Here is a 19967-nt window from a genome sequence, read left to right as displayed (position 1 = left end):
CCGCCCGCTAGCCCCCGAGACCCGCCCGCAGGGCCGTGGTGATCTCCACGTCCTCGGCGATCGTGTCGCTGGCGGTGGGCAGGCGGTGGTCGTCGTCGAGGATGTCCGACAGCTGTTCGCGAACCTGTTCCCGCAGCTCAGGGTGCGCGGCGAGCACCTTGCCGAGCACCAGGCCCACCTGCGGCGCGACCCGGCAGGCGCTGTGTTCGTCGATCGAGTCGAACAGGGCCTCGATCACCCGCTCGACCGCGGCGCCCGGCGCGATCTCCCCCAGGTCGACCAGGGTGTCCACCGCGACCACGACGGCCAGGTGGTCGCGTCCGGACCAGGTCTCGCGGCCCGTGGTGCTGATGTCCTCCAGCAGGGCGACCACCTCGGCGCGGTGCTCGTCCAGGGCCAGGGCGGCCGCGATGGCGGTCGGCAGCGGGTTGCCCGCCTCGTCGAGGACCGCGCGGACCGTGGGCCAGGTGCGCGCGGGGTCGTCGACCGCGCGGGCGGCGGCGAGTTGGGCGAACTGGCCGGGGAAGGACGTGAGCGCGGTGCCGTCGAGCAGGCGCAGGCAGGTCTCGCGCAGGGCGGGTGACGGGCGCGTCGACCAGACGTCGATCAGGTCGCTGCTGGCGCGGTCGTCGCCGCCGTTGGACTCCCAGGCCCGGCGGAACGCGGTGTCGAGGTCGGCGTCCGGGTCGGCGAGGGCACCGGCGGTGATCACCCAGGCATCGGTGCCGTCCAGCGGCGGGACAGCCAGTCCCGCCACGACGGCGTGGGCCAACAATTTACCGACCTGCGCGGGCAACTCGGCAGCGAACGGCACCACGGCCCGCACGGTCTCCTGGGTCAGCGGCAGCACCCCCAGCACCTCGACCCACGCGCCGCTCCGCCAGGACCCCAGCGCCGCGACAGCCAGTTCGAACAGGTCGTCCGCCGCCCACAGCAGGTCAGGGCGCTGTGGGCCGAACCCGGTCAGGGCGTAGGCGAACGACATCCGGGCCTTCCGGCGTGCGACGGTCGGCTCGGTCGGGTGCGCGGTCACGGTCTTCGCGGGCGCGGCCCACCGTGGATCCCGCGCCGAGAACAACGTCGTGGCGACGACCGCCCGCAGCGTCGGGTCGTCACTATCGGCCAACTCGAACACCGCGTCGCACAGCTCGGCTGCCCGTTCGGGGACGGCGGGCAGCACCTGGGCGAGGGCCGTGACGACCCCGACCGTGCGGGGCGCCAGCGCGAGCAAGCCGTCCAGGACCGCGTCCACGGACGACCGCGAGGCGAGCCCGACCTCCACCCACGCGTCAGCCAGCGCGTCGGTCTCGATCGAGTCCGCGAGGGCCTGCAACACCGGTACCGCCCGAGGACCGGCGTGGTTGGCCAGGACCTCCAGCGACGCCCCGGAACCGGGGTACCCGTCCGCCTGCGCGAGCCACAGCCGGACCACGTGGTCGATGGCGTCCGGCAGGTCCATCCCCTCGGCGATCGCGCTCCACGCCGCGGCGAAGGTGACGGCGTCGTCGCCGCGCTCCAGCACGACCTCGAAGTCCGCCTCGGTGAACAGGTCGTGCCGCACCAGCGACTCGATCAACGATGCCGCCGCAGCGCGCTCGTTGTCGAACTTGGCGCGCACCAGCGGCATGATCTCCTCGGCCACCGGCTCGTCGACCAGGTAAGACGTGAGCTGATAGATCGACGCCCGCACCTCGTCGTCCGCGTCGTCGAGCAACGGTGCGAGTCGGCGGCTCGCGTCGGACAACGCCGCGCGGGCGGACTCGTCGAAGTCGTCCATGTCGGTGTCTTCCGGCAGGTAGTGCGACGACTCGCTGTACCCCTGCGCGATGGACTCGGCGTACGCGACGATGAACCACAGTGCACCCTGCCGACCCGGCGCGGCGGCATCGAGCGCGACGTCGACGATGCGCGGCACGGCGGGCAACGTTGCGTTGTAGATCGTGCCCTGGTGCAAGATCGACGCGTGCAGGTTCTGCAGCGCGCTTTCCCAGTCCGCGCCGCGCAACGCCTCGATGAACCCGGGCGTGTCCTCGGCGGTGCCGTACGCGTGCTCCAGATCAGACCAGTCCCGGTGCGCAGTCACGCGCAGAGATTAGCCATCCGCCCATGTGGGTGACAGGCAGGTCCTCACGCGTGTTGCGCCTTACCCGGAGTAGACCTCTTGAGCGCGTTCAGGCTCGCGTCCTCGTCTACCCCGACCGCGTGCCGCTCCACCAACTCGGCCCCGAGCCAGCCGCCGAACACGACCAGCGCCAGCCCGGCGAGAGCCAGCACCAGCGACGTCGACGTGGGTTCCCAGGTCTCCCCCGTCAACCGCACCAGCCAGCTCACGGCGAACAAGGTGATCACCACCGCGTTGGTCAACCCGTGCACCAGCCCGATCCGCCGCGCCCGGGTGCCCGCGGGCAGCGAGGACCAGTCCACCCACCCGAACGTGGACGCCACCGAGCCCCCGACCACCCCCGCCGCCATGGTGTACGCCCCCGCGACGGCGAAGTCCGCCCCGCCCGTCACGGAGAACAGGGCGTCGAACACGACCGCCGTCACCAGCAGCCCCAACGGGAACACGACCAGCATCGGGTGCACCGCATGTCCCGCGAACCTCGCCCGACTCCGCATTGTTGACTCCCTGTCGTCCCGACCAGTCTCGCGCCGCACCCCCGCCGCACGCACCCCTCGTCAACCGGTCGGGTGCCGCTGCGACCTGACGGGGCCATCGGCTCGTATAGGGGCCGTGGCGGAATGGCGCTTCAGCGAGGTGGCGCGCGACCGGGCACCGTTGTGGTGTCGGATCGCGTTCCTGGTGTGCGGGGACTGGGCGCTGGCCGAGGACATCGTGCAGGTCGCCCTGGTGCGGCTGTACCAGCGGTGGGACCGGCTCGACCCCGCCGGTGTGGACGCCTACACCAGGAAGGTGATCGCGCGGCTGGCGATCGACGAGTCCCGGCGGCCGCATCGGCGCGCCGAGGTGCTGGTGGCGCCGCCGGACCGGCCGGGTCCCACGCCGCCCGCCGACCGGGACGAGGTGCGCGCGGCACTGGGCACGCTCGGGGCCCGGCAGCGGGCGGTGCTGGTGCTGCGCTTCTCCTGCGACCTGTCGGTCGCCGAGACGGCGTCCACGCTGCGGATCACCCAGGGGACGGTGAAATCGCAGTCCGCGCGGGCACTGGGCACGCTGCGGACCCTGTTGTCGGACAACGCCGACCAAGACCACGCTGCTGACCAAGACCGAGCCGCTGGTCAGCACCAGGCTGCCGACCGTGACCAGGACAAGAAGGTGCTCCGATGACCCGCGAACGCGAGTTGCTCGACCGGGCGATCGGTGTCCAGCCGCCGCTGGGACTGGACTTCGACGCCATCGAGGCCACCGGTCGGCGCGTCGCCCGGCGTCGGGTGCGGGCGGCCTCCGCCGTCGTGGTGGCGACGGTCGCGGTGATCATTCTCAGCGGGACCACGCTGCTGACGCGGTCGAAGGTGCCCGAACTGACACCCGGCGGTGCGCCCGTGACGGTCGAGCCGATCGCCCGGGACAGCGCCTACTGCTACCGGACCGCCGATATCTCCAGCACAGAGCGCGACCAGCACATCTCCGTCGGCCTCGTCGACGGGGACACCGCGGCGGCGAGCATCGAGATCTGCGCGACCATCTGGACCTCGAACCGGTACCTGTGGTCACCGGGCGGGCCGCGCTCGAGCCCGCCGCCGCTCGTGGCGTGCATCCTGAACTCCAGGGCGTACAACCTGGACGGCGGCGAGGGCCCGGGCTCGGTGGGGGTCTTCCCGGGTGACGAGACGGTGTGCTCCCGGCTGGGGATGGCCAACGCGGACATCGACTAGCCACCGGACGACGAGTGGAGAACCCGCCGTGCCCGGGTTGGTGGGCACGGCGGGCTCCCCGGGGCTACTGGGGGGACATGGCGCCGAAGCCGGTGGTGACCGGGAGGACCAGGTCGTCGGGGGTCGAGCGGGCGCCCTGGCCGGCGTCGGACGGGGTGAGCAGGTAGCCGACGCCCGGGGAGGGGTCGCCCGTGCCGTCGTCGAGGGCGTTGTGGTGCAGGTCGGTGGGGGTGGTGGCCAGCGAGATCGACGCGAAGCCGATGCCCGCCGGGGTCGGGGTGTGCGCTTCGGCGGCGGCCTCGACCAGGTGGCCGGTGTCGGTCGCCGCGAAGGCCTCGATGCCGGTGAGGGTGATGTCGAAGTCGACCAGGCGCAGGCCGCCCGCGCTCCACTCCTGCCACTTCTCCAGGAAGCTCGTCCAGTCGGTGTTGACCCACAGGCCGTAGCCGCCCGTGCCTGCCCGGAACACGCCCGAGTACCGGCGCTGGCCGTTGACCTCGGTGATGTCCAGGTCCACCAACCGCAGCCCCTGCGCGCTCCACTCCTTCCACTTGGCCACGAAGCTGTCCCAGTCGGCGAGGGCCCACAACCCGTAACCGCCCGCGCCCGCGTTGAAGACACCCGAGTACCGCAGCTGGCCGTTGATCGTGGTGACGGTCAGGTCGTCGAGCCGCAGCCCGGCGGCGCTCCACTCCTGCCACTTCGCCACGAAGTTGGACCACTCGGCGTTCACCCACAGCCCGTAGCCGCCGGCGCCCGCGCGGAACACGCCGGAGTAGCGCGGTTTCCCGTCGACCTCGGTGATGTCCAGGTCCACCAACCGCAAACCCTGCGCGCTCCACTCCTGCCACTTCGCGACGAAGCTGTCCCAGTCGACCAGCGCCCAAAGGCCGTAACCGCCCGCGCCCGCCGAGAAAACCCCGGAGTAGCGCAGGTTCCCGCCGGGCTTGCTGATCTCCAGCTCATCCAGGCGCAGGCCCGCCGCGCTCCACTCCTGCCACTTGGCCACGAAGTGCGACCAGTCGGCGTTGACCCACAACCCGTGCCCGCCGGTGCCCGCGGTGAACACGCCCGAGTACCGCTGGCCCTGCGGGAACCCGAGGTGCCACGGGGTGTGCGCGCACATGGTCCAGCTGTTGGACTTCATGATGCACGGCTCGCCGCCGCCGGGGGCGCAGGTCTCGCAGTTGGCGTTCGGCTTGCCCCACGGACCCCAGGAACCGCCGCAGTCGCAACCACTTGAGGCGTACTCGTCGGGCGCGCCGAAGATGTGGCCGGTCTCGTGGGCGAAGACCCGGTCGATGTTGTCGACCCCCCAACCGTCATTGCTGTACTGCATGACCAGCCGAGGACCGCCGATGGAGGCGTAGGCGAAGTGGCGCACCGGGTACTTGGTGAAGAACGCGACGTACGCCCACGTGGAGTTCTTGGTGTCGCGCAACTTCTCCGCGTACTGGGCGGCGGTGTCGAAGCCGATCGCCTTGAGGGCCGGGTCGCGCCAGAGGGGCTCCTTGGCGGCGTCGGCGGCGTCGGGTTCCGGCTGCGCGGTGATCGACGGGGTGCGCACGTCGTACACCCAGGTGACACCGCCCGGGCTGCTCTGCGCGCCCAACCAGCCCAACCCGTTCTGCACCTCGGCGACGACCTTCGTGCGCTCGGCGGCGGTGAACTGGAGGTCCGCGGTGGGCCCGTCCACGATCACGATGCCCACCGCGACCCGGCCGGTGAGCCTGGCCGACAGCGCGGCCCCGCTGTCCTCAGTGGACACCTTGGCGTCGTCGTCCGCGTCGGGGGCGTCGCCTTCGTCCCAGTTGGCACCGTCGAGGGGGCGCTGCGCCTTGGCCTCGGCGTACTCCGCGGACTCGCGCAACCGCAGCGCGGCGAGCCCGATCGCGGCGAGTTCGTCGAGGCTCTCCTCGTCGACCGCCGCCACGGCCGCCGTGCCCTCAGGCACCGCGGCGACCACCAGGTCTCCATACTCGTGTGCGACCGCGTGGTGACCGTCCGCGGTCGCGACTAACTGCTCGTTGAGGTTGATGTCTCCAGCCATGCACCTGACTCCTTGTTTTCTCGCACCACCCGCGCGCCCGCCAGGATCGCCCCGCGCGAGCGCCCCGGTCCTGCCCGTTCGGACAGCGGTGGAGGCGGAGTTCGGGACGGGAGGGACAGGTTCGCCGTCGTCCGAAAGGGAGTGGTGGCCGGAATCCGCTTGCCGGGGACGCGCGCGGGTGCCCTAGCATGTCCCGGTCAGATCTACTTGGGGGTGGGCGACATGTGGTACTTCGGCGGCGTCTTCGGACTCGCGACCTTGGCGCTGTGGATCTTCTGCTTGGTGGACGTGATCACCGCCCCTGAGGGCAGCCACCGCAACCTGCCGAAGTTCGGCTGGCTGCTGCTGGTCCTCGTCCTCCCCCTCATCGGCTCCCTCCTCTGGCTCGTCGCGGGCCGCCCCCAAACCGCAACCCCGCGCCACCCCGGTGCCTACGAACGCACCACCCCGCACTACCCCGAGTACAACCGCCCCGGCCGTTTCGCCGCCCCGGACCCCGCCGCCGACGAGGACTTCCTCCGCCGCTGCCGAGAACGAGCCGAACAACAACGCCGCCAAGCCCGCGACGACACCGCCGATTCCTGACCACTAGCCGAGATCGGCGAGTCCCCGCCTGACCACCTCAGCTTCGTCGTGGCCCAACTCCGCGAAGATCTCGACAGCACGGCTCCACGCGTCCCTGGCCGAGTCCACGTCGCCGAGTTCCCGGTACACGACGCCTAGGCGTTTGAGGGTTCCTGCCTCGTAGAAGCGGTTCCCGAGCCGCCGCCACAGCTGGATCACTCGCCGGTAATGCTCGACGCACTCTTCTCGGTGTACGGTGCGGTGCAACACATAAGCCTGCACCTCCACGGCGCTGGCCTGGCCTTGGTGGTCGGCGGCTTCCAGCGACTCGAACATGCCGATGGCACTACGGGAGTGGACCAATGCCTGCGCGTACTGGCCGGATTCGGCGCCGCACCACGCGAGTGCGTGCAAGGCCCTGGCCTCGCCGGATCTGTTGCCCGTGAGCCGGAACAGGTCACGGGATCGCGTCGCGTTGGCGAGCGCGCCGTCGTAGTCCCCCCGCTCTTGGTGGATCATCGCGATGTTGCGGTACGCGCGGGCCATGCCCTCGCTGTCGCCCGTCTCCTGATGGATCCGCAGGGCGCGAGCGCAGCAGCTCAGTGCCTCGTCGAACTCCCGCCGCAGGAGGTTGGCGCGTCCCAGTCGCCGCAAGGTCTGCGCGAGCATCGACCGGTCACCGAGCCGGGTGGCAGCATCCGCCGCCGCGCGCAGGACGCCGACGTAGTCCTCCCAGTGCCCGCTCCGGTCGAGGTAGGTCGACAGCCACCGGGACAGGTGCCATGCGTGGGCGTCGAACCCCGCTGCCGCCGCGTGCTCGACCGCAGTCACCAGGGTCGCGTGTTCGGTGGTGAACCAGCCGAGCGCGCTGTCGTAGTCGGTGGGTGCGTCGATGATGGCGCCGTCGCGAGGTCCACCGGGAAGCGTTCCACCTCGGTAGGGGTACAGCTGCTCGTCGGCTGACCACGCCGAGTGCACGTAGTGGTCGAACAAGCGGTGCAGTGCGGCGCTGCGGTCGTCCGCGTCCAGGGAACGCGAGAGTTCGGCCGCGTAGACCCGCATGAGGTCGTGCATCCGGTACCGGTCCGCACCGTGCTGCTCCAGCAACCCGGCCGCGACCAGCCGGTCGAGCTGACCACGAGTGCGGCGCACCGGCTGCCCTGCGAGACTCGCCACGGCGGTACCGCTGATGTCGGTGCTCCGGTGCAGGCCGAGCAGCCGGAAGACCGCCCGCACCTGCGGGGACAGCGCCCGGTACGACCAGGAGAAGACCGTGCGTACGTCCACATCGGACTCGTGGAGGTCGAGGCCGTCGAGAACGGCGTCCTCGTCGGCCAGTTCCTCGGCCAGGTCGCCCAGTCGGACATCGGGACGGCTCGCCGCACGGGCGGCGACGATGCTCAGCGCAAGCGGTAGTCCGGCGCACCGCCTGGCCAGTGCGAGGGCCGCGTTCCGCTCCCGCGCCACCCGCGCCGCGCCGAGGCGCCGTTCGAGCAGGGCAAGGACGTCCTCGTGCGTGAGCAGGCCGAGCGGCAACCGCCAAGCGCCGTCCCGAGCGACCAGTCCGCCCATCGCGTTGCGGCTGGTGACCAGGACCAGACTCCCCGCGGTGCCCGGCAGCAGCGGTCGCACGTGACCGCTGTCCCTGGCGTTGTCGAGCACGATCATCACCCGCCGACCGTGCAACAGGCTCCGGTACAGGCCGCACTTGGCGTTCAGGCCCGCGGGCACCTGGGCCGCCTGGACCCCCAGCGCCGTGAGGAAGCCGTCCAGCACCGCGGCACACGACACGGGCTCCCGCAGGCCGAACCCCGCCAGGTCGGCGTACAACTGGCCATCGGGGAAGCGGTGCTGGACCGCGTTCGCCCAGCGCAACGCCAACGCGGTCTTCCCGATGCCCGCGGTGCCGTCCACCGCAGACACGACCACCGCGTTCGCCGCCCCGTCGACCAGTCCGTCGAGTTCCGCCAGTTCCGCACGGCGACCGACGAAGTGGGGCGTGGCCGCCGGAAGCTGCCGCGGGAGCACCGGGACCGGCCCGACCGCCACGGTCACGACCCCGGCCTGCACCACGGACCCGAAGACCGTGCCGGACAGCGTGTTCGACACAACCAGGCCCGGCACGTCATCCATCACCCCAGGGTGGGGCCACCCCGCGGGAATGCCATCCGCCGCACGGACCACTGCGCGCAGGTCAGTGGGCGAACCGGCTCTCCAGGGCAACCCGGCGGACGGCGAGTTCGTCCGGGTCGTCGCCCAGTAGGAGGAGTTGGAGGGTGCTATGGGGGACGGGGTTGTCGGTTCGGGTGGTGTCGTGGCCGCTGGTGATGAGGAGGGTGCCTGCGGCGAGGGCGGGGCGTAGCGGGGTGAGGAGGTCGGTGAGCGGGACGGGGGCGGTCAGCTTCAGGGACTCGGCGGGCTGGTCGACGGTGTCGGGGCGGATGGCCTGGATGGCCAGGAGCGGGATCGACCCGCCGGTGATGCGGAAGTTCAGGTCGAGCACGGCCAGTCCGCCGGTGCTGGTCGACGCGCAGTCGAGGCTGCACAGGCCGCGGTAGCCGAGGTCGGCGGCGCGCTGGGTGATGGCGAGGCACTCGGCCAGCAGCTCGGCGGGCGGCGCGGTGACCGGGCCGAACCGGCCGCCCGCGTAGATGCCGACCGCGTCGATGCGCTGCTCGGTGATGGCCAGCAGCCGCGCCGTCGCGTCCGGGCCGACGTAGAGCTGGATGCCCCAGTTGTGCCGGATGGGCAGGTACTCCTCGATCACGCACTCCGCGAGCACCCCGGTGAACGCGGGCAGCGCGACCGGCTCCCCCGCCACGTGCAGGTACACGTCGAGGCTGCCGCCGTGCGCGTCGTCGGTGGCCGCCTTGAGCACCCAGGACTCGCCGACCGGGGTCGCCGCCGCCAGGTCGCCGCGGGCCACGACGGTGCGCCGGGCCCGGAACCGCGGGTCGACGAGGGTGTTGATGCTCGCCTTGTTGTTCAGGTGGCCGACGAGCCCCGCCGTCTTGAGCGCGCTGGCGTCCGGGCACAGCGCGACCGGCTGCGGGTACTCCATCGCCAGCAGCACCCCGTCGGCGACCGCCTCCCGCACCCGCGCCGCGAACTCGGCCTCACTGCGGAACTCCCGCAGGTCCACCCCGACCGGGAGCCCGCTGTCACGCAGGTGGGCCAGCAGTTCCGGACCCGTCCCACCCGCGCTGCAGATCACCGGCGTCTCGGCGGCGACCGCGATCGGCCGGGCGGAGACGACGTCGCGGGTGTGCCGGTTCGCGCCCGCGCGCACGCCGACCTCCAGCTCCGGCCGGGCGCAGAGCGCGACCCCCGGGCCGTACACGTCGGTGAGCGAGCGGGGAGCACGGACGACGGGCGCGAGCAGGACGGACGGCTGCATGGGAGCTCTCTGGTTGGGCCAGGCCGAGACGGGTCCGCCAGCGGCTCTGCGAAGAGGTGGATCGGGGCACGATGAGGCCCGGGCTAACACTGGGGAACGAAGACCCCCACCGGCGAACCGGACCGCTCCACGACCATCCCGGCGCTCCTGCCTCCAGCCCGTCCACCAGGCTGGGGTCGCTCATGCTGCGGAGCCGCGCCACGACATCGCGGGTACCCGCACTGTACGCCGCCCCGCCAGTCCACGGCCGATCCACGCGCATGAGCAGTGCTTGCCGAGACACCTCTGGGAAGGTATTCGCCTCCGCCATCAGTGGTGACGGCCGGTTGATGGCCCGGGCGTCAGCCGCCTCGGGTGGGAGTCCGGGTGTTCCGGGATGTCCACCTGGTAGGACACCGGACGATCAGTGGGTACCGCGCGCAACGGGGAGGTGGCTGACTGGGTGGATGCGAAGTATCACCCAGCGCAGTTCCAAGGTTGTCGCGGGCGTGGTCGTGGTGGGGGTTGTCTCCTCACTGGCCGTGGGGCCCGCTGCCGCGCAGGACGGATCCCTGCTCGGGTTCACCGCCGCTCACTCCGCCGCACAACGGCGGGTGGAGAAGGACTTCCTGGCCGCCATCGATCCCGCGCAGGCGCTCGCGGTGAACACGGCGTTGTCGGCGCGGCCGCAGCTCGTCGGGACGGAGGGCAACCGGGTTTCCGGTGAGTACGCGACGCGGAGGTTGCGGGAGTGGGGGCTGCCCGCCCGCCATGCCCGCTACTCCGTGTACACGTCGGTGCCCAAGGACATCAAGGTGGAGATCACCGCCCCGACCAGGCGCGTGCTGAGCGTCAAGGAGAAGCCCTACCCGGGTCAGGAGCACCTGGACGAGGCCGTGGTCGGTTACAACGCGTACTCGCCCGCCGGGGACGTCACCGGTCAGGTGGTCTATGCCAACTACGGCCTGCCCGAGGACTACCAGCGGCTCGCCGAGTTCGGCGTCGACGTCCGGGACAAGATCGTGCTGGCCCGCTACGGCGGCAGCTTCCGGGGCGTCAAGTCGAAGGTCGCGCAGGAGCACGGCGCCAAGGGGCTGATCATCTACTCCGACCCCAAGGACGACGGGTTCGTGCGCGGCCCGGTCTACCCCGATGGCCCGTGGCGGCCCGCGGACGCGATCCAGCGCGGCAGCGTGCAGTACATCTTCCAGTACCCCGGTGACCCGCTGACCCCGGGCGAACCGTCCGTGCCCGGCACCGACCGGATCGACCCGGACGACGCGGACAACCTGCCCCGCATCCCGACCACCCCGATCTCCTACGGCGAGGCCCAGCACCTGCTGCGCGCGCTGGGCGGCCCGGCGGTGCCCACGACCTGGCAGGGCGGGCTGGACTTCCCGTACCGCGTCGGACCCGGCCCGACCGAGGCGCACCTGGACCTGGACATCGACTACCGGCAGGTGCCGGTGGACAACGTCATCACCGAGATCAAGGGCCGCACCCACCCGGACGAGAAGGTCGTCATCGGCGCCCACCGGGACGCCTGGGTGTACGGCAGCACCGACAACACCAGCGGGTGGACCTCGGCCCTGCAGATCGCCTACGGGCTCTCCCGGCTGCTCAAGACCGGCTGGCGCCCGGAGCGGACCATCGTCATCGCGGGCTGGGACGGCGAGGAGTACGGGCTGCTCGGCTCGACCGAGTGGGTGGAGCAGCTGGCGCCCGAACTGCGGCGGGGCGCGGTCGCCTACCTGAACATGGACGGCACCGCGGGCCGGTCCTTCGGCGCGGCGGCGGTTCCCGCGCTGGACGACCTGATCACGGCGGTCACCCGGTCCGTCCCCGACCCCGCGGGCGGCACGGTCCACGACAACTGGGCCGCCCAGGGCGCCACGACCCCCGGCCGCCTGGGCAGCGGCTCCGACTACACGGCCTTCCTGGACCGCTTGGGCGTCGCCTCGGCCGACATCGGCTTCCACTCCCCCAACGGCAATTACCACAGCACCATCGACGACCCCCAGTTCACCCACCGCTTCCTCGACCCCGGCGCGCGCTACCAGTCCACCGCCGCCAAGACCACCGGCCTACTCGGCCTCCGCCTGGCCCAGGCCGACGTGATCCCGTTCAACTACTCCGACTACGCACGCGAGACCCTCACCTACCTCGAAGCCGCGGGCAAACGCGGCGTAGACGTCCGGGCGGCGACCAAGGCGGCTCAGGAGTGGTTGCGCGCCACGGAAAGGCTGGAGTCCACTCGGGACAGATTGCTGCGAGAACGCGACCTCGGCGGCGACCGGCTCTCCCGGCTCAACAGGTCACTGCTGGCCCAGGAACGCGCCCTCACCCGGACCGAGGGCCTGCCGAACCGCCCGTGGTACCGGCACCAGATCTACACCCCCGGCACCTACACCGGCTACGCGGTCAAGGTCCTGCCCGGCGTCAACGAGCCCCTCGACCAGAACGACCCGGCGACGGCCACCCGCTGGCTCCGCACCCTCACGAAGTCCCTGGACACCGCGGCCCGCTCCGCCGAAAGCTGAAGTCTCCGCCCAGGGAGCGACGTTCCGATGTGGACGTCGCTCCCTGGGCGGTCAGTGGCTTGTGCCGGAGAACAACCTCAGCGTCGGTGCAGGCCGGTGCTGAGCGCGCGGATCAGTTCGCCCTGGGGTGTGTCGCCGTCGAGGGACCAGATCATGGCGCCGCCGAGACTGCGGTCGCGGATGTAGCGGCCCTTGCGGGTGAGTTCGGTCGGGTCGTCGTAGGTCCAGAAGGTGGTGCCGTTGAAGAGCCAGGCGTGGCCCGCCTTGGTGTCGCGGTGCAGGGTGTACTTGCCGCTCGTCAGGAGGCCCTTGAGGGTGCGGTAGTCGTCGTAGCCCGCTTCGTAGGTGCCAGGGGCGGGGCCGGTGGATTGTTGGAACAGGCCGTTGTTCTGGTTGGGCAGGCCGGTCCAGCCGCGGCCGTAGTAGGGGACGCCGAGGGTGATCTTGTCTCGGGGGGCGCCGCGTTGCAGGTGGGCGTCGACGACGATCTCGCCGCTGTCCTTGGGGGTGGTCGGGTCGCCGTCGGGGACGCGCAGGGCCGACTGCTGGTTGGCGGTCCGTTCCCAGGCGCCGTGGTAGTCGTAGCCCTGCACGGTGGCGAAGGTCAGCAGCCGGTACACCTCGGCGAACTCGTACCCGCGGTCCATCGCCTCCCGGTTGGCGGGCAGGAACGCCGTGAGGTCATAGGTCTTGCGGTCCTTGGCCCCCTGCCGGTCGAGCTGGACGCGGTACTCGCGCAGCAACGCGGTGAAGTTCTGCTTGTCCTCAGGCCGAACCACGTTGCCCACGTTGCCATCGGTCGCGGGCCACTCCCAGTCCAGGTCGATCCCGTCGAACACCCCCTTGGCCGCACCAGCGGGCGCGCCGGGGAGATTTCCCTTGAGCCACAGGTCAATGCACGACCGCACATGCGCCGCGCGGGACTGCGAGGTCAGCGCGGCGTTGGAGAAGTACGCGGAGCCGATCCAGCCGCCGAGCGAGATGTAGACGCGCAGCTTCGGGAACTTCTGCTTCAGCTGCTTGAGCTGGTTGAGGTTGCCCGCGAGCGCCTGACCGGGCCGATCCGCCTTGCCACTAACGGATTCCCGCGCCGGGATCAACCGCTGGTAGTCGGCCGCCGGGTCTGAACTGACGCAGCTGCCTTGTTCGTCGAGCAGGCCGAAGGCGTAGTTGAGGTGCGTCAGCCTCGCCGCCGAGCCGTTGTCGACGATGTAGCGGACAGGCACCCCGCGGTCCTGGTGACTCCACTGCGTGTAGTACCCGACCGTGCGAACCCCACCGCCCCCGCCGTGCGCCTGCGCGGGAACCCCGACAACCGCCACTCCGACCGCCACCGCCCCAACAGCGACGACGGTGCCCACCTCTTCCAGGACATGGCCCTCCTCCACCCGGCGTTATGGTCCAGACCAATCTAGGGGAAGGCCCGCACCCCCGATACGCCCAGACGGGGCGATCCGGACGCCACTGAGCGGTCCGGCCAGGGCTTTGCGCCACTCGGCGTAATCGGGCCGGTTTCGGAGGTGCGGCGGGTGGTGGTCGTTGATCATGGCGGCGTCGGGGTGTCGAGCAGGGGGTGTGGGGTGGACGATCTCGCGGTCGAGGCGGCGCGGGAGAGGTTTCAGGCGAGGGCGGTTGCGGACCTGGGGAAGATCACCGTGCCGCGCCCGCGCCTGATGACGGAGCGGGACGCGGCGGATGCCGTGGCGCGGTTGAGCAAGCGTGCGCTGGTGTCGGTGAGTTTCGGGACCGTGGTGCTGGCGATGCTGCTCGGGTTCATCCTGGCGCGGTGGCACGTGGACCAGCCCACGTTCCAGACCCTGTGGATCACGCTGGCCGCGACGGTGGGCAGCTTCTACGCGGTCGAGGGGGCGGTCCACCGGGTGCGGTGGCGCACGCGGGCCGAGGCGGCCGCCCGCACCGGGTGGGCGACGGGGGTGGCTCAGGTGGACCAGTACGTCGTGGGTGCGGTGGCGATCGACCTGGAGGACGACCGGAACCTGCGGTTGTCCATCCCCAAGGAGATCCACCGGCGCGTCCCAGCCCAGTTCCGCTTCGGCGAGGTCCTCGTAGCGGGCAACGGCAAGGCCGTCACCGTCCTGCTCACCTCCGGCCCCATGCTCATCGCGGCGAAGGCCATCCCGGACTGACGCCCGTGCCCTGGTCGACCGTCGCGATGACCCTGGTCGGGTACAGGTCGATCGACATCATCGTCGTGTCGACCGTGCAGCCGCGCCTGCCGCCCGGAGCGGTCCAGGCGCGCAGGCCGACCAGGAGCGCGTGGCCGTGGATCGGGTCGACGGTCATCGGCAGGTCGGGTTCGGCGCGGATCACCTCCGCGTCGGCGAACTCCAGCGACACGGCCCGTCCTCTGATCGAGAAGTCGACCACCACCGACAAGGCCCTGGCGCGGGCGAGGAACCGGATGCCCACCACCGCCCCGTCGTTGCGGAGGTCGACCTCGCCCAGTTCGTCGAGCACGACATCGATCTGGCCGATCTCGCCCAGCGGCTCGATACCGACGAACTCCACGGTGGAGGTCCTCAACGGCCCATGGCCTCTATCAGGCTGTTCGGGCGCATGTCGACCCAGGTGTGGTCGATGTGGGCGAGGGCGTCGGCTCGGGTGGTGGGGCCGTGGGTGGGGGTCCAGCCGGTGGGGGTGGGGGCGAAGGTGGGCCAGAGGGAGTATTGGCCCTCGGTGTTGACCAGGACGAGGAAGGTGCCGTCGGGGTCGTCGAAGGGGTTGGTGGTCATGGGGATGTTCCTCTCGGGGATTGGATGTCCACTGGGGACGGTCAGGCGGGGATGGAGGTTCGGTTGACCAGGACGGTGCGCTGCAGCAGGGCGACACCGAGGGGGGTGAGGGTGTGCAGGACGGCGTTGCGGTGGCGGGTGGTGCGGATGAGGCCCGCCTTGCGCAGCACGGTCGCGTGCTTGCTGGCGCCCGCGATGGAGATGCCGAGGCGCTCGGCCAGTTCGCTGGTGGTGCAGTTGTCCGAGAGGACCTGGAGGGCGGCGGCGCGGGTGTGGCCGACGAGGTTGCCGAGGGCCTGGCCGCCCGCGTCGTCGCGGTCCTCGTCGTCGGGGGTGGTGGCGGCGGTGAACGCGGTGGAGTAGGCCAGGACCGGCGGGCCGGAGTCCTCGGCGTCGACGAAGGCGCAGGTGCGGGGGGCGAGGAACAGCGCGGGGCTGAGCAGCAGGCCCTGGCCGTCGAGGTGGATGTCGCGGTCGGGGCCGGGGGTGGAGACGTAGAGGACCGGGGCGTCCCAGTACAGGCTGGGGTGCAGGCTGCCGAGCAGGCGGTCCATGCCGCCGGAGATGACCACCCGGCCGCGGTCGTCGCGCTCGGCGCGCAGGTGCGCCAGGCCCTGCTCCCAGTACGGGACGACGGCGGCGTTGCCGAACTCGAACACGGCCTCGGCGAGGTGCCTGCTGGACGCGGGCAGGGCACCGCGCCCGCCACCGCCCTCCGGCCGCTCGACGAGCCAGAGTAAGTCCTGCAGGGGTAACTGCTCGCGGACCGTGCGCTCGATGCCCTCGAGCCTGCCGCCGAGCCTGCTGCGGACCCGCTTGCGCCACCGGCCGAACACGCTGCCCGGCCTGCCGAACAGGTCGATGGCGAACACGCTCTCGGCGATCACCCCCAGGCCGGTCACCATCCGGACCCGCGCGAGGTCACCCACGCCGAAGTGGATTCGCAGCACTGTGCCCCCTAGACGGATTGCGCCCGTTGACATTTCCCCGGTACGAGCCGCACCCGCCGCACAATAAGCGACCCTTGGGCGCCAAGCGACATTACCGCGTCCCTGCGGACTAGTCCAGACCGGTCCACGGCGACCATCCGCACCGACACTCCGAATGGCGGTTGCCCTGCGCCAACCGGCGAGGTTGGCGAGAAAAGGCCACGTCCAGCCGTACCGACACAATTGCACGGGCACGCGCTCAGTCCGATTCACAGCGGTGAACCCAGCCACACCCAAGAAAGGATCGGACGGTATGAGACTTTCTCAGGGCAGCGAGCGGCGAATCGGCTCGACCACCGCCGCCCGTTCCATTCCGCGGCCATCGACCATTCGATCGGACAACCGCGCCGCGGCCAGCCGCAGCTCCACCGGTCTGCGCCCGGACAGCGAGGCGAGGACCACCGGGGCGCGCCCGCCCGCGGCGAGCACGGTGACCAGCGCCTGCGCCTCGGCCGAGGACAGCTCGGGCAGCGCGATCCGCGCGGCCCCGTCGCTCGCCTCCAACTCGGCCAGGTCGTGCCTGCTGGTCACCAGCACCTGGCAGGACCGCGTGCCCGGCAGCAGCGGGCGGACCTGCTCGGCGGACGCGGCGTCGTCGAGCACGACGAGGGTCCTGGTCGGCGCGAGCAGCGACCGGTACTCGGCGGCCGCCTCGGCGCAGTCCGCGGGCACCCGCTCCGGCGCCATGCCCAGCGCGCGCAGGAACCGGGCGAGCACGGCCGCCGGGTCCAGCGGCAGTGGACCACTCCCCCGCAGGTCCACGTACAGCTCCCCGTCGGGGAACCGGTCCCTGACGCGGTGCGCCCAGCGGGTGCAGACCGCGGTCTTGCCTACCCCGGCGGGCCCGGTCAGCACCACCGGCACCCGGTCGCGGTCCGCCGCGGTCACCGCGTCCATCCTGGCCAGCACCTCGTCCCGGCCCACGAACGGACTGGCCTCAGCGGGCAGTTGCCGGGGCCGCGCGGTCCCCCACACCGGCACAGCGAGCCGGTCCGCGGGAGCACCGCGCAGGATCGCCTGCTGCACGTCGCGAAGCGCCGCGGTCGGCTCTATGCCCAGCTCCTCCGTCAGCAGCCGCCACCCGTCCCGGTAAGCCGCCAACGCGTCAGCCACGCGCCCGCACCGGTAGAGCGCGATCATGTAGCTGCGGCGGAACCCCTCGTGCAGCGGGTGCGCCTCAAGCAGACCGGCGAGCACGGGCAACAGCTCGGCGTGCCGACCCAGGGCCAGCTCGATGTCCGTCTGGCGTTCCCGGGCGAACAGCCACCGCTCGCGCAACCGCGCGGCCTCGGCGGCGGCGTAGCGGCCGTCCAGCCCGACCAGCGGCGCACCCCGCCAACAGGCCAGGGCCTTGGCGAACGCGGCCGACGCGGCGCTCTGCTGACCGGCGGCCTGCCACCGCACACCCGCGGCGACGGCGTCCTCGAACTCGCGCACGTCGACCACCACCGGCGGGGAGTGCAGCAGGTACCCGGTCGCGGTGGTCTCCAGGGCGCCCGGGTCGCCGGTGGCCGCGGTCAGCGCCCTGCGCACCGCGCCGACGTGGACGTGGACCTGGTTGCGCACGGTCGGCGGGGGCGGGTCGTCCTCCCAGAGGACGTCGATGATGCGTTCGACCGGCACCACGCGGTTGGCGCACGCGGCCAGCAGGGCGAGCAGCAGCCGCTGCTTGCGCCGGTGCAGCCGCGGGCCGCCGTCGTCGGCGCTGATCTCCACGGGCCCGAGCAGGTGGACGGTCATGGGCTTCCTCGCGCTGGCGGGCAGCATGAGCCGCGGTCCGGTGGGTCGGCTCGACCCAGCGTAAGCGCGCCCGCGAATCAGCCCGCCGGTATTTGCGCCGTGGGTAAAACACCGACCCCAGGTCCATCAGGTCGCCGCCCCCGCGCTCCCGGGAACAGGCAGCCGGGGGCGACGACAGAGCCCGGACAACTCAGCGCGGCTCAGCGCTCGGCCAGCCGGTACCGCCACCCCCTGGGGTCCTCGGCCCGGCCGCGCTGCAGGTCGACCAGGGCGCCGCGCAGCCGCTTGGCCGCGGTGCCCGCTCCCCCGTCGCCGATGGTGAAGTCGCCGGACGCGGCGGCGACCCGGCCGACCGGGGTGATCACGGCGGCGGTGCCGCAGGCGAAGGCCTCGGTCATCGCCCCGGACCGGGAGTCCTCGCGCCACTTCTCCAGGGTGATCCGCCGCTCCTCGACGGTGAACCCCAGTTCGGCCGCCAGGGCGAGCAGCGACGCCCGGGTGACGCCGGGCAGCAGCGACCCGGACAGCGGCGGGGTGATCAGGTGGTCGCCGTAGGCGAAGAACAGGTTCATCCCGCCCATCTCCTCGACCCACCGGTGCTCGGCGGCGTCAAGCCAGACGACCTGCTGGCACCCGTGTTCGGCTGCCTCGACCTGCGCGACGAACGCACCGGCGTAGTTGCCCGCGCACTTGGCCTCCCCCGTGCCGCCGCTGGCCGCGCGCGAGTACCGGGTGCTGGCCCACACCGCGACCGGTGGGGCGTCGGCGCCGAAGAAGTCCTCGGTGACCGCGGCCAGCACGAGGAAGCGGTAGGTGGCCGAGGGCCGCAGCGCGAGGCTGGGGTCGGTGGCGAACAGGACCGGGCGCAGGTACAGGCTCTGCGACTCGACCTCGGGCACCCAGCGCCGGTCGGCGGCCACCAGTTCGGCCAGGGACTCCAGGAACAGCCCCACCGGCAGCTCCGGCATCGCCAGGCGGGCCGCGGAGCGCTGGAACCGCGACGCGTGGTGCTCCGGCCGGAACGCCGCCACGGACCCGTCCGGCTGGGCGTAGGCCTTGAGGCCCTCGAACACGACCTGCCCGTAGTGCAGGCCGACCGTCGAGGGCGCCAGCGGCAGCGGACCGAACGGCAGCACGGCCGCGTTGTGCCAGCCCTGCTCGGCCGACCACTCCAGGGACACCATGTGCTCGGTCAGGACCTCACCGAAGGCGGGGGCGGCCGTCCGCTCGGCTCGCCGAGCCGGGGTGAGCCGGGCGGCGTCGGGGAGGAGTTGCCGGTTCCACGTCGTGTTCGCCATGGTCACACCGCGGGGGCGAAGAAGAAGGTGTCCCGGCGCGCGAACAGGCCCTGCGCGTCGAACTCGAAGAAGTCGGCGAAGCGCAGCGCGACCCGCGTGCCGTCCTTGAGCACGCCGTCGAACTCCCCGTGCACGGCGACGGCGGCGGCCTCGGCGGTGACGTGGGTGAGGGTGTGCCTGCCGGACTCGATGACCCGCTGGTCGCGGTAGAAGCGCTCGATCGCCTTGCGGCCCTCGAGCGGCTGGTAGCCCGGCCTGCGGTAGACGCCATCCACGGCGAACAGGGCCACCAACTCCTCGACGGCGTCCGCGTCCACGGTCTCGTAGTACCGCCGCACGGTCCGCACGTTCGCCGCGGTGTCGGTGCGGCCGGTGGTGTCAGAGGGCAGGGACAGCTCGGGGGTGACGACGCGGACCGCGACCGTCTGCCCGGGGGCGATGTTGTTCGACATCGTTCATGGATAGCGGCGCGCTCCACCGGATCCCTGAACACAACGGTGAACGCGGGCGCGCCGCGGCACCGTTCGCCCGCGCGGCAACGGCTATCCGGCGGCGTTCGGCCTCACCGGCGGCCGGCGGCGGTCATCCCTCCACACCGGACCCGCCGTTCTGCTCCTCGAGGAAGCGCAACACCCGCTCGCGGATCTCGCGGGCCTCGCGTTCCTCTTCCTCCCGCTCGGCTTCCGAAACGTCGCGGACGTCGTCGTCGGAGGACTTGCGCTGACCACGCACCACACATCTCCTTCTGTGGTCTACCCCCTGCGACCCCTGCCAAAAGCATGCCACACCCCTCCGCCCGCCACATCAACCGCGAGAACGA

18 protein-coding genes are annotated in these 19967 nt (G+C 71.8%); 5 read left to right on the top strand and 13 right to left on the bottom strand.

Annotation, left to right across the window (positions count from 1 at the left end; genetic code table 11):
* Window positions 1-7: 7 nt before the first annotated feature.
* Complete coding sequence (locus BMY07_RS27655) at window positions 8-2083, bottom strand: hypothetical protein (protein ID WP_092785054.1); 2076 nt, start codon at window positions 2081-2083, stop codon at window positions 8-10.
* A 44-nt stretch (window positions 2084-2127) separates the two neighbouring features.
* Complete coding sequence (locus BMY07_RS27650) at window positions 2128-2619, bottom strand: DUF2231 domain-containing protein (RefSeq protein WP_092785200.1); 492 nt, start codon at window positions 2617-2619, stop codon at window positions 2128-2130.
* 115 nt (window positions 2620-2734) lie between these two features.
* On the opposite strand from BMY07_RS27650, the gene BMY07_RS27645 reads away from it, so the two are divergent.
* On the top strand, window positions 2735-3289 hold the full coding sequence (locus BMY07_RS27645; protein ID WP_245782698.1) for a sigma-70 family RNA polymerase sigma factor: 555 nt from the start codon (window positions 2735-2737) through the stop codon (window positions 3287-3289).
* A complete protein-coding gene (locus BMY07_RS27640) occupies window positions 3286-3837 on the top strand; it encodes a hypothetical protein (RefSeq protein ID WP_092785051.1) in 552 nt (183 codons plus the stop codon). Before BMY07_RS27645 ends, BMY07_RS27640 begins: the two co-directional genes overlap by 4 nt.
* Before the next feature lie 64 nt (window positions 3838-3901).
* On the opposite strand, the gene BMY07_RS34600 is transcribed toward BMY07_RS27640, so the two are convergent.
* Entirely contained in the window at window positions 3902-5887 is a 1986-nt protein-coding gene (locus BMY07_RS34600) for a hypothetical protein (protein ID WP_177215818.1), read from the bottom strand.
* Between the two features lie 222 nt (window positions 5888-6109).
* Here BMY07_RS34600 and BMY07_RS27630 point away from each other — a divergent pair, with 222 nt between their 5' ends.
* On the top strand, window positions 6110-6472 hold the full coding sequence (locus BMY07_RS27630; RefSeq protein WP_092785048.1) for a PLDc N-terminal domain-containing protein: 363 nt from the start codon (window positions 6110-6112) through the stop codon (window positions 6470-6472).
* Window positions 6473-6475: 3 nt separating this feature from the next.
* On the opposite strand, the gene BMY07_RS27625 is transcribed toward BMY07_RS27630, so the two are convergent.
* Entirely contained in the window at window positions 6476-8584 is a 2109-nt protein-coding gene (locus tag BMY07_RS27625) for a tetratricopeptide repeat protein (RefSeq protein ID WP_092785045.1), read from the bottom strand.
* Window positions 8585-8645: 61 nt separating this feature from the next.
* Window positions 8646-9848, bottom strand: a complete 1203-nt coding sequence (locus BMY07_RS27620) for a hypothetical protein (RefSeq protein WP_092785042.1) — start codon at window positions 9846-9848, stop codon at window positions 8646-8648.
* Window positions 9849-10294: 446 nt separating this feature from the next.
* On the opposite strand from BMY07_RS27620, the gene BMY07_RS27615 reads away from it, so the two are divergent.
* Complete coding sequence (locus BMY07_RS27615) at window positions 10295-12367, top strand: M28 family peptidase (protein ID WP_245782697.1); 2073 nt, start codon at window positions 10295-10297, stop codon at window positions 12365-12367.
* Window positions 12368-12444: 77 nt separating this feature from the next.
* On the opposite strand, the gene BMY07_RS27610 is transcribed toward BMY07_RS27615, so the two are convergent.
* The gene (locus BMY07_RS27610) at window positions 12445-13755 is read right to left on the bottom strand and encodes a glycoside hydrolase family 18 protein (protein ID WP_245782696.1); all 1311 of its coding nucleotides are present in this window, start codon (window positions 13753-13755) and stop codon (window positions 12445-12447) included.
* Window positions 13756-13947: 192 nt separating this feature from the next.
* On the opposite strand from BMY07_RS27610, the gene BMY07_RS27605 reads away from it, so the two are divergent.
* The gene (locus BMY07_RS27605; RefSeq protein ID WP_092785039.1) at window positions 13948-14514 is read left to right on the top strand and encodes a hypothetical protein; all 567 of its coding nucleotides are present in this window, start codon (window positions 13948-13950) and stop codon (window positions 14512-14514) included.
* On the opposite strand, the gene BMY07_RS27600 is transcribed toward BMY07_RS27605, so the two are convergent.
* The 7 genes from BMY07_RS27600 to BMY07_RS34595 form a co-directional block, all read right to left on the bottom strand.
* Complete coding sequence (locus tag BMY07_RS27600; protein ID WP_143073675.1) at window positions 14486-14896, bottom strand: hypothetical protein; 411 nt, start codon at window positions 14894-14896, stop codon at window positions 14486-14488. The genes BMY07_RS27605 and BMY07_RS27600 overlap by 29 nt on opposite strands.
* Window positions 14897-14907: 11 nt before the next feature.
* A complete protein-coding gene (locus BMY07_RS27595) occupies window positions 14908-15120 on the bottom strand; it encodes an MbtH family protein (protein ID WP_092785036.1) in 213 nt (70 codons plus the stop codon).
* A 41-nt stretch (window positions 15121-15161) separates the two neighbouring features.
* Window positions 15162-16070 (bottom strand): ArsR/SmtB family transcription factor, encoded by a 909-nt coding sequence (locus BMY07_RS27590; protein WP_177215816.1) that lies wholly within the window; start codon window positions 16068-16070, stop codon window positions 15162-15164.
* A 303-nt stretch (window positions 16071-16373) separates the two neighbouring features.
* Window positions 16374-17849 carry an AfsR/SARP family transcriptional regulator gene (locus BMY07_RS27585; RefSeq protein ID WP_177215814.1) on the bottom strand — a complete coding sequence of 492 codons (1476 nt, stop codon included), beginning with the start codon at window positions 17847-17849 and terminating at the stop codon, window positions 16374-16376.
* A gap of 200 nt (window positions 17850-18049) precedes the next feature.
* The gene (locus BMY07_RS27580; RefSeq protein ID WP_092785027.1) at window positions 18050-19147 is read right to left on the bottom strand and encodes a branched-chain amino acid aminotransferase; all 1098 of its coding nucleotides are present in this window, start codon (window positions 19145-19147) and stop codon (window positions 18050-18052) included.
* Window positions 19148-19149: 2 nt separating this feature from the next.
* Entirely contained in the window at window positions 19150-19599 is a 450-nt protein-coding gene (locus tag BMY07_RS27575; RefSeq protein ID WP_092785024.1) for a nuclear transport factor 2 family protein, read from the bottom strand.
* A 130-nt stretch (window positions 19600-19729) separates the two neighbouring features.
* Window positions 19730-19879 carry a hypothetical protein gene (locus BMY07_RS34595; protein WP_170224482.1) on the bottom strand — a complete coding sequence of 50 codons (150 nt, stop codon included), beginning with the start codon at window positions 19877-19879 and terminating at the stop codon, window positions 19730-19732.
* Between the last annotated feature and the right edge of the window lie 88 nt (window positions 19880-19967).

It is taken from the genome of Actinokineospora terrae (assembly GCF_900111175.1).
Lineage (GTDB): Bacteria > Actinomycetota > Actinomycetes > Mycobacteriales > Pseudonocardiaceae > Actinokineospora > Actinokineospora terrae.
This window is presented reverse-complemented; position numbering and strand designations above follow the sequence as displayed.